Genomic DNA, 12696 nt, shown 5'->3' on the forward strand with positions numbered 1-12696 from the left:
ACTAGACAGCATTTTCTGAATAAAGAAAAAATAAGAATCTACGCTTCCCCTAGGTAAAGCCACCTCGACGTTTGCTACTGCGGTTCTTGCCAGGCATACTTTCCCAGGAGGAGTTTCGCAGATTCTTTTTAATCCTAATACTTATAGAAAAGCTTGACCTTAAACATTACAGCATTTCTGAAGTTGTTTTTGCTTGCATGTGAAGTTGTAAATAGTCAGGACCACCTGCTTTTGAGTCTGTACCTGACATATTGAAGCCACCAAATGGTTGGTAACCTACGATTGCACCTGTACAACCACGGTTGAAGTATAAGTTACCTACATGGAAATCTTCACGTGCTTTTTCTAAATTCACACGATTATTTGTAATAACCGCACCAGTTAAACCGTATTCAGTATCGTTTGCAATATCGATTGCTTCATCGAAATCTTTAGCTTTTGTAATAGCTACAACTGGTCCAAAAATTTCTTCTTTCATAACACGTGCATTACGATCTACGTCTGCAAATACTGTTGGTTGGACGAAGTAACCAACTGAATCATCAGCTGTACCACCAGCAACAAGGCGACCTTCTCCCTTACCAATTTCAATGTATTCTGTAATTTTGTTGAATGCTGCTTGGTCGATAACTGTTGCCATGAAGTTGCTGAAGTCTGCTGGATCACCAACTGTTAGTGCATTCGTAAGCTCCACTACGCGATTCACTACTGTGTCATATACATCTTCAACGATAACAGCACGAGAACATGCTGAACATTTTTGACCTGAGAAGCCGAATGCTGATTTTACGATAGATTGTGCAGCAAGCTCTAAATCTGCTTCTTTATCAACTACAATTGTATCTTTACCGCCCATTTCAGCGATTACACGTTTAATCCAAATTTGACCATCATTTAATACAGATGCACGTTGGTTAATACGTAAACCTACATCACGTGAACCAGTGAAGCTAATGAAACGTGTTTTTGGATGATCAACTAAATAGTCACCAACTTCTGCACCAGAACCCGGTACAAAGTTCACAGCACCTGCTGGCAGACCTGCTTGCTCTAATACTTCGATAAATTTATAAGCAACTACTGGAGTTGTAGAAGCTGGTTTTAATAATACAGTGTTACCTGTTACTAAAGCTGCAACCGTTGTACCTGCCATAATTGCGAATGGGAAGTTCCAAGGTGAAATAACAATACCAATCCCTAATGGAATATAGTCATAACGGTTGTATTCACCTGGACGGCTTTCTACAGGTTGACCGTCTTTAATACGTAGCATTTGACGACCATAGTATTCTAAAAAGTCGATTGCTTCTGCAGTATCTGCATCAGCTTCAGCCCATGGTTTACCTGCTTCTTTTGTTAAAAGTGCAGAGAATTCATGTTTGCGACGGCGAATAATCGCTGCTGCTTTAAATAAAACATCTGCACGAATAGCTGGATCTACTTTTTTCCAAGTTTTAAATGTTTCATCAGCCGCTTGCATCGCTTTTTCAGCTAGCTCTTTACTTGCTTTTGATACGCGACCAATTACTTCTGTTTTCTTTGCAGGGTTATATGAAATGATTTTATCTTCTGTAGTAATACGTTCGCCACCAATAATAAGTGGATAGTCTTGACCTAAATAACTCTCAACTTTATTTAAAGCCTCTACATATGCGTTGTAGTTTGCTTCTTGAGTAAAATCCGTGAATGGTTCGTGTTTGTATGAAATCATAATTTATCCTCCCTAGTGAGATGTATTTTAGAGTGCAAAAAACATTGACGCAAAATATTTTTGCGTTTAGAATATTCTTACACTTATTATAATGCAAAATTCTGTTGCATATTTCAAGTAAAAAATTTTTTGAGGTGCACATTTTATGAAAATTTCTGAACCCTTACTACCTTTTTATGAGTTTATTGCAACAAATGTAACTGTTGGTATTCACGCCGTAGACCTTTCTGGCAAAACAATTATTTATAATACAAAGATGAAAGAAATTGAGGGATTTCATTTTGATGAATTAGCAGATCGTTCTGTTATTGAAATGTTTTCTTTCCGCCAGCATGAAAGTACTTTAATGCGTGTTTTACAAACTGGTCAAAAAGAAATTAATGTTAAACAAACCTATTGGAATAAAAATGGTCATGAAATTACAACGATTAATGATACTTTCCCACTTTATACTGAAAATAAACTAATTGGAGCAATTGAATTTGCTCGTGACATTACATCACTCGAAAAGCTTGTTTATCAGCCTCTTCGTCGATATGGTGAACCATTAACATTCGATGTCATTACTTCTGTTTCCGAATCGATGCAACAGGTTATCGCAAATGCCAAAAAAGCAGCAGCTGTGAAATTACCTGTTTTACTAATAGGTGAATCCGGTACAGGAAAAGATTTAATCGCAGAGAGTATTCACCATGCAGCATCTTCTGATCCTGAAGCATTTGTCACTCTAGTGAGTCGTCGGTCTGCACAATCTGTTTTAGATAAATTACAAGAGCTCTTACAGGATGACAAGGCATACACTTTTTTCTTTGAACGCATTGATTTTTTAAGCCTAGATATCCAAGAGCAATTATTAGAAGTATTGCAATCCCTTCCACAGTCAAAGTACATGCTCATTGGGAGTGTTGGTAGCGATCCAATTACATTAATTGCGGAAAAGAAGCTTTCAAAATCACTGTATTATTTCTTTGCAACAATGGCCATTACCATCCCAAATTTAACAGATCGAAAAGAAGATATTCTTCCATTCGTAGAGGATTATTTTAGCCGCCATCGAGAACGCTTTGCTTCAAATGTAGCGGAACTGGCACCTGATGTACGGGATTTATTCTTGCAATATGATTGGCCAGGGAATTTAAAGGAGCTTGAGCTATTACTAGATGAAATTGTGTCGTTTATGACGACTGAGTCAACAGTTACCTCAGATTTACTCCCGCTGCATTTCCGCTTCAAGGTACAACAGCAAGATGAATCCAATCGCGAGCCAGAATTCTTTATGTTCCATCAACAAAATGATGTAATGCCGCTCGATGCTTATTTACGTGAAGCCGAATCATATTATGTGCAAAATGTCTTAAATTTATATGAAGGCAATATTACAAAGGCTGCTAGCGCACTTGGCATGAGTCGCCAAAACTTACAATATCGAATTCGGAAAATAAAAAATCAGTAATTTTGAATATAAAAAAACGAGGATGCCTTCAATATGAAAGCATCCTCGTTTTATTATCCCGCATTAACAGGCAGGAATTTTTGCTGTACCGAAAGTGAATTCCTCTCACCAACTATAGAAGTGGGAGACTTCCGCTGAAAGAAGTAAAAAGATTCACTTTAGTGTCCTGACTGCTCGATCCAGTCCTGTAATTTATCTTTTAGGGAATTAAAACCATTCGCATCCGATTCATCTACACGGTCCTGCAATGATTTACGTGGTGGTGCATCTTTTTTACGCAATGTTGCTGGGCGCTCTTGCAAAGCTCGAATCGATAAACTAATTTTTTCGGCCTCTTCATCGATTTCAAGTATCTTCACTTCTACCTCTTGCCCAACTGATAAAAACTCACTAACATCCTTTACAAAACCGTACGTTATTTCGGAAATATGCACAAGGCCTTGTGTATCTTCATCAAGCGCAACAAATGCACCGTACGGCTGAATACCTGTAACTTTTCCGTTCAACACGTCTCCTAATTCATATTTTTTCACCATAACCTCTTGCCCACTTTCTTTTTGATTGCTACGTATATATCACCTTAAATTATAACATACGTGTAAAAGTCGGGCAAAAAATCATCCTATCAATCAATGACCCCCGCTATTCGATAATGACCATCATTATTTTTCGATAATTTAATAAGGTATTGTCTTCCATATATATTCTGATACTCTCCAGAAACACGAACCGCAATCATTGGATAAATACCATCGTATTCCCCTAATTGGCTAAAGATATCTAAACTTTTAACTTTATCTAACATACTAGTATCAATTTTTGTATCAGGCATTAATATAGCTTTTTGTAAATTTTCATCTCCAATTGTTACTGCATATAAATATAGAGAAACCATATTCAACGGGCGTAGTTGATTGATAAATGTTTCAGTGTCGCTTTTCTTACATTGTTCATATATTCTCTTTATTTGCTCTATTTCTGATTCATCTACATATACGATATTAAAATCACTATCATTAATAAGTCCCGCTGTTTCTTCTCTAGTCTGCAATATGATTGTCCAAATATCGTAAGTCGATAACTGTGTTAAAGTATCCGAGCGATTGTCCTGTTGCAATTCATTTAAAATTGTTGCAGCAGTTTTTTTCATGACTTCTCCGTACTTTCCATTTGCTACTTTTTGTAAAAAATCTACATAATCTTCATGAGGCTTGTCATCTTTTGCGAAAGCCGGATAACGTTTTGTTCCCTTTAACAACACTAACCATGTATTTTCAAAGCTTTGTCTTAAAACCTTATAAGTCGATGAGCCTGCGTTCACATCTGCCAGTAGTGAACGTTCCATTATTTTCAAGGATTTGGCAGTTTCTTCTCGTGTATATCTTAAATCATCTGCTAATAATAAATGTTCCTTTTGTAAATACTCAAAGTAACCAAAAATATCTGGATGTAATTGTTTCATAGAATCTTGCGCAAATTCACCATTAATAGGATTGGCTTTAAAATAATACGAACCTTTATCGTCCACTTTCAGTTCCATAAATTGATTATTCGCAGCTTCAATAATTACTTTTAAATCTGATGGATATTGATTAATATCTACTTTCTTCATTAAGAGCGGTTCATATTGTACAAGAAGGCTACTGTAAAAGTTCTCTAGTTCTAATACAGATTTTTCATATAAGCGGTATACCTCAAAAGATTCATCAAAAGTTAACTGTCTCCGTCCTATAGTTTCTAGCGCTCTTCTTGGTGTCATTAATTCATTAAGAACATTTTCTTCAGCATATTTTAAATACTGGTCATCACTAGATTGTAAACTCAAATTGTTTTTTGTATAGTAGTCTAACATGGTGTCAGCATTTTTAATAAATTCAAATGAATTTAGCTCCTCAGCAGAAACTTTTAACTCTCTTCTTATTTGTTCTTTTTTACTGTTATATTTTTTGGTGATATTTTCAACCCACTTTTGATTTCCAGCTTTCTGTAGTTCTTCCTGAGAAACATCTTCTTCACTACTTGTGCTTTCTGGTTGATTAATCACATACGACGAAATTAGCACACCCACTAAAAGTACACTTGCGATACTTGCTATCCAAACAGCTGGCTTTTGCCATTTTGAGGGAGGCTTTTGAGTGGTATTGGATTCTTCTGCTTGTTGCATTGTATTTTCTGCCTCAATTTGTGCGAAAATGGCTTCTGGATCTAGCTGTGATTCTATCCGATCGTAGGATTTTTTTAGAAGCTCCATTCGTTTTTCAAACTGTTTATCGTCCATTTTTAACACTCCCCTCTTGCATTAACTCTGCTTTGAGTTTTTCCTTGGCACGTAAAATACGAACTTTGACAGCTGATAACGAGATATTTAGTACCTCCGCTATCTCCTCATACTTTAATTCATGGAAGTAAAATAATATGAGCGGGTAACGATATTTTTCATCAAGTGCTTGAATGGCATTATGTAATAGCCTATCCTCCTCAAAATTAAGGACATGCTTTTCTGCTGAAGATGAGGGCGTTTGTTGTTGAGCACTTAGCCTTTCTTCTTTCGCCTGCTCTCGTTGTTCTTTACGATAATAATCACGTGTGGCATTTAGTGTGATTTTATAGAGCCATGTTGTAAAACGATCTTGCTTAAATTGATGTAAAAAACGGTAGAGCTTCACAAATACCTCCTGTGAAACGTCTGCTAGGTCATTACTATGTACGCCGCATTGAAAGGCAAATTTTTCAACTGTTCGTTGATGTATTCGAATAAGCTCTATATAAGCGTCTTTGTCTCCTCGCTGAGCTCGTTCGATTAATTCAGTTTCTGTCACTGTCATCCCTCCTTTGTGCATGAAACGAAACATTTCTCCTAATTGTTACATATTTTACTTATTATTAAAAATCCATATACTCTGACGGTAAGATTTGCCAATTCACCGGTTGAACCATAAATTTCGCTGGTAAGATCCAAGACTCCGCCGCTGGAACCTCGAATTCCACCGGTAAGACCCGCTAACTCCCCTAACTTCGCCGCTAACTCCCCTAATTCCGCCGCTAACTCCTCTAACTCCGTTGCTAACTCCTCTAACTCCGCCGCTAACTCCCCTAACTTCGCCGCTAGCTCCTCTAATTTCGCCGGTAGCTCCTCTAATTTCGCCGGTAGAACCATATTAAGTTACTAGAACAACCTCTGCTGCATGTGCGAACTTAATTTACTGAAATTTGCTTGTGTTATGAAAATATTGCGGTAAAATAAAGCTTTAGTATAAGGAGGATTTATTTTCGTGTCTTCAAGAGATCAATTTACAACTAAAATTGGGTTTATTTTAGCTGCCGCTGGAAGTGCTATTGGGTTAGGAGCTATATGGAAGTTTCCTTACATGGCGGGTACTAATGGCGGAAGTGTCTTTATTTTATTATTCATCTTATGTACATTTCTCATCGGCTTGCCGGTGTTAATTGCAGAATTTATGATTGGTCGTCGTGGGCAAAAAGATGCCGTCACGTCGTTCAAGGAACAAGCACCAGGAACTCCGTGGTACTTGATAGGATGGGGTGGCATGATTATTGCCGGTCTAATACTTTCATTCTATAGTGTTGTTGGTGGCTGGATTTTAAGTTATTTGGGCCGTGCCTTTACATTACAGCTGAATAATCCTGGTTCAAATATTAATTATGCAGATTTGTTTAATGACATCATTTCAAACCCACTTGAAGCAGTACTTGTACAAGGGTTATTTATGTTATTAACTGTAACGATTGTATCAGCAGGTATTAAAGGTGGTATTGAAAAAGCTAGCACTTGGATGATGCCTCTTTTATTCATCTTCTTCATCGTGTTAGTTATTCGCTCCTTAACATTGGATGGCGCGATGGAAGGCGTCAAATTTATGTTCGTTCCGGATTGGTCATACTTAAACGCGGAAACATTTTTAAAGGCGCTTGGACAAGCATTCTTCTCGTTAAGTGTCGGTATCGCCGTAATGATCACATATTCTTCCTATCTATCCAAAAGCGAAAGAATTGGAAACTCGGCCATCAATGTTGCATCCATGAATATTATCATTTCTTTACTTGCAGGCCTAGTAATTTTCCCAGCAGTGTTCGCACTCGGCTATACACCTGATCAAGGTCCTGGCCTCGTATTTATTATTTTACCTGCTGTTTTTGAGCAATTACCTCTTGGTGGACTGTTCTTAACGATTTTCTTTGTTCTTCTACTATTTGCAACAGTAACTTCTTCGATTTCCATGTTAGAAATTGTCGTGGCAATTGCAATTGGAGATAAGCCTGAAAAGCGTAAAAAAATCGCTTGGATCGGTGGTATCATTATTTTCATCATTGGTATTCCAAGTGCCCTATCATTCGGCATCCTATCCGATGTAAAAATTTTAGACCGCTCTATTTTTGATTTTGTAGACTTTTTAACCAATAGTATTGGTATGCCAATTGGAGCCTTACTAATTTCCATCTTTGCAGGCTATTATTATACAAAGGACATTTCGCGTAAGGAGCTTGCCTCCTCAAATCTGATGTTCAATATTTGGTATTATTCAATTCGTTATGTTTCTCCGATTGCCATTTTAATTATTTTCATTCAGGGGATTTTACCGTTATTTAAATAATTTGAATCTAAAAAACGAGGTTGTCACAACATTGAATGACAACCTCGTTTTCTATAGAAAAGCAAAAAGCATAATTAGATAATGCATTTTGCTTCAAATTTTATCGCAATAAGTTTGTATGAAATGGCTACACAATTCTCAAATGGAATCCATTCTTCAAACGAATGCTCATATGTTTCTTGAATAACCTTTGCAAGAACGGATGGGTCATCAATGCCTTGCAATGCTGCTACAACATCTGCCGTTTCAGTATCATAATGGTCTGGACCTAAGTTAAATGGATCCCACTCCTCTAGCAGATGTACAGCTGCTCGATTCATTTTTATATTTTCCAAAATGCTCACCTATTATCCTTTTATCATACTCGTATGATACCATAGTAAAAAAAAAAGAAAAGAGTGATTTGCTTGTCTATTTTCGATCAAACTAATAAACGTCGTTGTACAAACTCTGTAAAATGGGACGCAATGGAAAACGTCTATGGATTAAAAGATGCATCAGACATACTGCCAATGTGGATTGCCGATATGGACTTTTCCGCACCAGCAGCGGTGTCAAAGGCGCTACAAAAGCATGCTGAAAAGACTGTTTTCGGTTATAGTTTTGTAAGCGGGGAAGCCATACAGTCAATAGTAGACTGGCAATTTATTCGACATGGTTGGCACATTGAAAACCAATCTATTCTATTCTGTAACGGTGTTGTCGCTGCTTTAGCAAATAGCATCACAGCGCTAACAAATCCTGGAGATAAAGTACTTATTTCCACACCAGTCTATCCGCCATTCTTTAACATAACGAAAAGTAATGCTCGTGAGGTAGTAAGCTGTCCTTTAGTCGAAAAAGACGGAACATTTGTCTATGACTTTGAAGCTTTTGAACAGGCACTTGCTCAAAATGTGAAAGCCTACATATTGTGTAATCCGCATAATCCAGGGGGCTATGTATGGGATGAAGCAACTTTAAAGGAAATCGTGCGCCTTTGTGCAAAATATGATGTAGTCATTATTTCCGATGAAATTCATTCTGATTTGATGTTAGATGGCTCAAAACATACGCCACTAGCAAAAATTGCTGGGGATGAAATAGATCGTATTGTCACATGCATGGCACCAACTAAAACATTTAATTTAGCTGGTATTCAGGTTGCCTATATGATTGTTACGGATAAGAAAAAGCGTATGTTGCTAGAGGCAGTGAATATGGCTAGTGGGCAAGGCTCCTTAAATACCTTTGCTTCGGTTACACTTCAGGCTGCTTATACAGAGGGGTCTCCATGGTTAGAAGAAATGCTTACTTATATTTCTAATAATATGGACTATGTCATTGCTGAATTAGAACAATTACCTGGTATTCATATTACAAAACCTCAGGGCGCTTATTTGCTTTGGATTGATTATCGAGAATTAGGACTTGACGAAAAGGAAATCATGAAACGCTTGCTAGAAGATGGCAAACTTGCATTAGAGCAAGGGACAAAATATGGCGAAGAAGGCCGCGGCTTCTTGCGTATGAATGTTGCTTGCTCATTTGACACAATTAAAGATGGTGTTCAACGCTTTAAGCAAGCACTACAGGCATAACAATAAATTGTACAGGATATCTCGAGTTGTTCGGAGATATCCTTTTTATGTTTAGAAATAAAAGTTTGTTATCCCAAATAATGAAAAGGTAGTAATATCGACGTTTTCATAGAGATATTTATCGCTTGTACTCGTTTGCTTTACCACTTTTAAAACAGTTAGAAATCCTAAAAAAATTACCTCACAGTCATTTTTGACTGCGAGGCATCTGGCTTTCTACACTTTAAATATTTTGCTGATTGTTTGTATTTTTTCTCTCAGCTAGAATACGTGCTTCGATTTCCTTTGTTTTCATTTCTTGTTTTTTAGAAATTTTACGGAAAGCAATAAAGACAATAATACATAAAATAAGCATTAATAAAAATTCAAAAGCTGCAGGAATATAGCCTGATTTATCTTCTGGGAAATATAAAAATTGATACATTAAATGTTCCATGTTTTACACGTCCTTACAATTATTATTCAAAAACTGTAATTGACTCAATTTTCACATCTTCTAACGGTTTATCACGGAAGTCTTTTTCTACATCTGCGATTTTGTCTACAATGTCCATTCCTTCAACAACATGACCAAATACTGTATGTTTATGGTCTAACCAAGGTGTACCACCATTTTGAGCATAGGCTTCAATAATTTCTTCTGGGAAGCCCGCACCTTGTAATTGGCGAAGCATATCACTTGGAAGGTGCTTCATTTGAACGATAAAGAATTGTGAACCATTTGTGTTTGGACCTGCATTTGCCATTGAAAGAGCACCGCGAAGGTTAAATACATTATCAGAAAACTCATCCTCGAAAGAGTTACCCCAAATTGATTCGCCACCCATACCTGTACCAGTTGGGTCACCACCTTGAATCATAAAGTCTTGGATTACACGGTGGAAAATGATGTCGTTATAGTAACCTGATTTTGCATGACCTAAGAAGTTTTCAACAGTTTTTGGTGCATGCTCTGGGAATAATTTAATCTTGATGGCACCTAACGTTGTTTTCATTTCTACAAGCACTTCGCCTGTTTGTACTTCTGTTGTTAATTGTGGAAACATTCAAGTCTCTCCTTTAAATGTAAAATTTCAGTTTTCATGTAAATGATAGTAGTATATCATTTCTGACCTCATTTTAGTCTACCATACTTCTTAATGGTTTTCTTCACCAAAGTATTGACGATTTATGCACTTTTACCTTTTTAGCTCATCACCATAACGTTGGGTTGATTTCCGTTCCGACTGGGCGCTTTTCTGGAGTCGCCTAGCCTCCACTCCAATCAACACATAGTCAAATGCCATCTTCATTTTTCCATAATGAACCAACTCTAAAAAAATAAAACATGTCAACAGTTCTTAATACAGCTATCTAAGAATTTCGATAAAGTGCAAATAGGTCCGAACGAGTATTTGGAAACTATCCAAATTATGTTATTCTGTAGAATGACCCATATTTAGAGTGGAGGCACATATGAAAAAGGCTTGTGGTTTTTTTATCATTTTACTATCCTTACCTGCCCTTTGGTGGATTAGTACACATATTAGGACAGAGATCAATTCAGCAAAAGCGCATGAGGAGCAAATTGTTGACGCAATTCATTTACCGGAAGTACAGTCACAGCTTCCAGTAATACTTATTGACCAAAACGGGGAAACATTTAGCGAGGAATATGTCGAATGGCGGCAACCTCTAACATTACAAGAAATCCCACAAATTGCCCAGGAAATTTTTATTGCAAGTGAGGACGCTAATTTTTATGAACATATCGGCTTTGACCTCAGTGCGATCATTCGTGCAATGGTTGCCAACTCAAACACAAATTCTTCTTCACAAGGTGGTAGTACCATTACACAGCAGCTCGTTCGTATGCGTTATTTATCCGATGAAAAAACATATGAACGAAAATTAACTGAGCTTTTCTATTCCTATGAGCTTGAGAAAGAATTTGATAAAGACGCGATATTAACGATGTATTTAAATGAATCCTATTTTAGCAATCAAGTTTATGGAATCGGTGGAGCAGCTACATATTACTTTCAGAAACCACTCCAAGAATTATCTGTTGCTGAAATTGCATTTATTGCTGCCATCCCAAATAACCCCTCACTTTATAACCCTTTAAAAAATTTTGATAAAACAAAAGCGAGACAGGAGCGGTTATTAGATACTCTTGCAGCGAGTGGGGCTATAACAACAGAAGATGCTATTACATATAAAGCTGAAACAATCACGTTAAATGTAAAGAATAAAGTTCAAAACTATCCTATGTATAGCACTTACGTTCTACAAGAGCTTAGATGGTTAGTTGCAGAAAAAGAGGGCTATGCAGATCGTCTTGCAAAAACGCAAAGCGAGGAAGAAAAGAAAAAAATTAAAGCACAGTTAGACAAGCGACTTAATACATTATTTCAAAATGGATTAACGATTCATACCGCACTTGATCCTAACAAACAAGCACATGATGAGAAAAAAATGACGGCAATTCTAGGTTCAGGCAAATTACAAGCAGCTGGAGCAGTTATTGATAATAAGTCCCGTGAAGTCGTTAGTCTTTATGCGGGGAAAAACTATGAAAAATTTGATTTTCACCGAGCCTTTCAAGGTACAAGGCAGCCAGGCTCTGCCTTTAAACCGCTAGCGGTATATGCACCTTTGTTTGAAACGACAACATACACACCAGATTCTACAGTCAGTGGTGGCAGTTATTGTGTCGGTTCATTTTGTCCACAAAACTATGGAGGCTTTACGTACGGTGACGTATCAATTCGGACAGCATTTCGATATAGCTACAATACATCGGCTCTCCGTCTCTTTAACACAGTTGGGATTGAAACAGCCTTTAGTTATTTAGATCGCTTTAACTTCCGCTCCATCGTTGAAAAAGATCATAACTATGCTGCCTCGTTAGGAGGATTAACATATGGTGTTACAGCACTTGAGCTAGCAGATGCCTATACGAGCTTTATAGACGGCTCATATGTACTAGCCCATAGCATCCGTAAAGTGACAGCAGCTGATGGAACGGAGCTTTACAGCTGGGATACAGCACGCGATCAAATTTGGTCACCGAAAACGGTAAAGTATATGCGTGCATTGCTTGCGGATGTTGTCGCGAATGGTACAGGACAAGGTGTTTATAGTAGAAGTAATTATGTAGGTGCCAAAACCGGAACAACAAACAACTATCGTGACTACTGGCTTGCTGGATTAAATGATGAATATACGGCAGCAGTATGGCTCGGCTATGATAAGCCACAATCTATGGAAAACTTAGAAGCTTATAAGATTCATCATCAGCTATTTAATGTATTGATAGAATAAAGATTCTCGATTAAAAGGAGCAGCCCTTTGTGA

The 12696-nt window shown here is 37.3% G+C and carries 12 protein-coding genes; 4 read left to right on the forward strand and 8 right to left on the reverse strand.

Going from position 1 to position 12696, the window contains the following annotated elements; all coding sequences use genetic code 11:
• Positions 1-166 precede the first annotated feature (166 nt).
• On the reverse strand, positions 167-1711 hold the full coding sequence (gene pruA / locus AB9L17_RS19700) for an L-glutamate gamma-semialdehyde dehydrogenase (protein ID WP_068985281.1): 1545 nt from the start codon (positions 1709-1711) through the stop codon (positions 167-169).
• A 145-nt stretch (positions 1712-1856) separates the two neighbouring features.
• On the opposite strand from pruA, the gene AB9L17_RS19705 reads away from it, so the two are divergent.
• Positions 1857-3164: a sigma 54-interacting transcriptional regulator gene (locus tag AB9L17_RS19705; protein ID WP_068985282.1), complete on the forward strand. Its 1308-nt coding sequence runs from the start codon at positions 1857-1859 to the stop codon at positions 3162-3164.
• 158 nt (positions 3165-3322) lie between these two features.
• Here AB9L17_RS19705 and yugI read toward each other — a convergent pair whose 3' ends face one another.
• The 4 genes from yugI to AB9L17_RS19725 all read right to left on the reverse strand — a co-directional run bounded on the left by yugI (position 3323) and on the right by AB9L17_RS19725 (position 6321).
• Positions 3323-3700: a S1 domain-containing post-transcriptional regulator GSP13 gene (gene yugI / locus AB9L17_RS19710; protein WP_068985283.1), complete on the reverse strand. Its 378-nt coding sequence runs from the start codon at positions 3698-3700 to the stop codon at positions 3323-3325.
• Between the two features lie 89 nt (positions 3701-3789).
• The gene (locus AB9L17_RS19715; RefSeq protein WP_223555780.1) at positions 3790-5442 is read right to left on the reverse strand and encodes a hypothetical protein; all 1653 of its coding nucleotides are present in this window, start codon (positions 5440-5442) and stop codon (positions 3790-3792) included.
• Complete coding sequence (locus tag AB9L17_RS19720) at positions 5432-5983, reverse strand: RNA polymerase sigma factor (protein WP_223555781.1); 552 nt, start codon at positions 5981-5983, stop codon at positions 5432-5434. Before AB9L17_RS19720 ends, AB9L17_RS19715 begins: the two co-directional genes overlap by 11 nt.
• Positions 5984-6021: 38 nt before the next feature.
• Positions 6022-6321 carry a hypothetical protein gene (locus AB9L17_RS19725; protein WP_375199670.1) on the reverse strand — a complete coding sequence of 100 codons (300 nt, stop codon included), beginning with the start codon at positions 6319-6321 and terminating at the stop codon, positions 6022-6024.
• A gap of 115 nt (positions 6322-6436) precedes the next feature.
• On the opposite strand from AB9L17_RS19725, the gene AB9L17_RS19730 reads away from it, so the two are divergent.
• Positions 6437-7777: a sodium-dependent transporter gene (locus AB9L17_RS19730; RefSeq protein WP_223555784.1), complete on the forward strand. Its 1341-nt coding sequence runs from the start codon at positions 6437-6439 to the stop codon at positions 7775-7777.
• Positions 7778-7851: 74 nt separating this feature from the next.
• Here the strand turns inward: AB9L17_RS19730 and AB9L17_RS19735 are convergent, their stop codons facing one another.
• Positions 7852-8112, reverse strand: coding sequence for a DUF1871 family protein (locus tag AB9L17_RS19735; RefSeq protein ID WP_083227047.1), 261 nt, complete (start codon positions 8110-8112; stop codon positions 7852-7854).
• A gap of 72 nt (positions 8113-8184) precedes the next feature.
• Between AB9L17_RS19735 and AB9L17_RS19740 the strand changes: the two genes are divergently transcribed.
• A complete protein-coding gene (locus tag AB9L17_RS19740; RefSeq protein WP_375199671.1) occupies positions 8185-9357 on the forward strand; it encodes a MalY/PatB family protein in 1173 nt (390 codons plus the stop codon).
• Between the two features lie 223 nt (positions 9358-9580).
• Here the strand turns inward: AB9L17_RS19740 and AB9L17_RS19745 are convergent, their stop codons facing one another.
• Both AB9L17_RS19745 and AB9L17_RS19750 read right to left on the reverse strand, forming a co-directional pair.
• Positions 9581-9793 carry a hypothetical protein gene (locus AB9L17_RS19745; RefSeq protein ID WP_223555788.1) on the reverse strand — a complete coding sequence of 71 codons (213 nt, stop codon included), beginning with the start codon at positions 9791-9793 and terminating at the stop codon, positions 9581-9583.
• Between the two features lie 22 nt (positions 9794-9815).
• Complete coding sequence (locus tag AB9L17_RS19750) at positions 9816-10403, reverse strand: peptidylprolyl isomerase (protein WP_068985291.1); 588 nt, start codon at positions 10401-10403, stop codon at positions 9816-9818.
• 409 nt (positions 10404-10812) lie between these two features.
• Between AB9L17_RS19750 and AB9L17_RS19755 the strand changes: the two genes are divergently transcribed.
• Positions 10813-12663, forward strand: a complete 1851-nt coding sequence (locus tag AB9L17_RS19755) for a transglycosylase domain-containing protein (RefSeq protein WP_068985292.1) — start codon at positions 10813-10815, stop codon at positions 12661-12663.
• The last annotated feature ends 33 nt before the right edge of the window (positions 12664-12696 follow it).

This window comes from Lysinibacillus sp. RS11 (assembly GCF_042019215.1).
Classification (GTDB): Bacteria; Bacillota; Bacilli; order Bacillales_A; family Planococcaceae; genus Lysinibacillus; species Lysinibacillus xylanilyticus_A.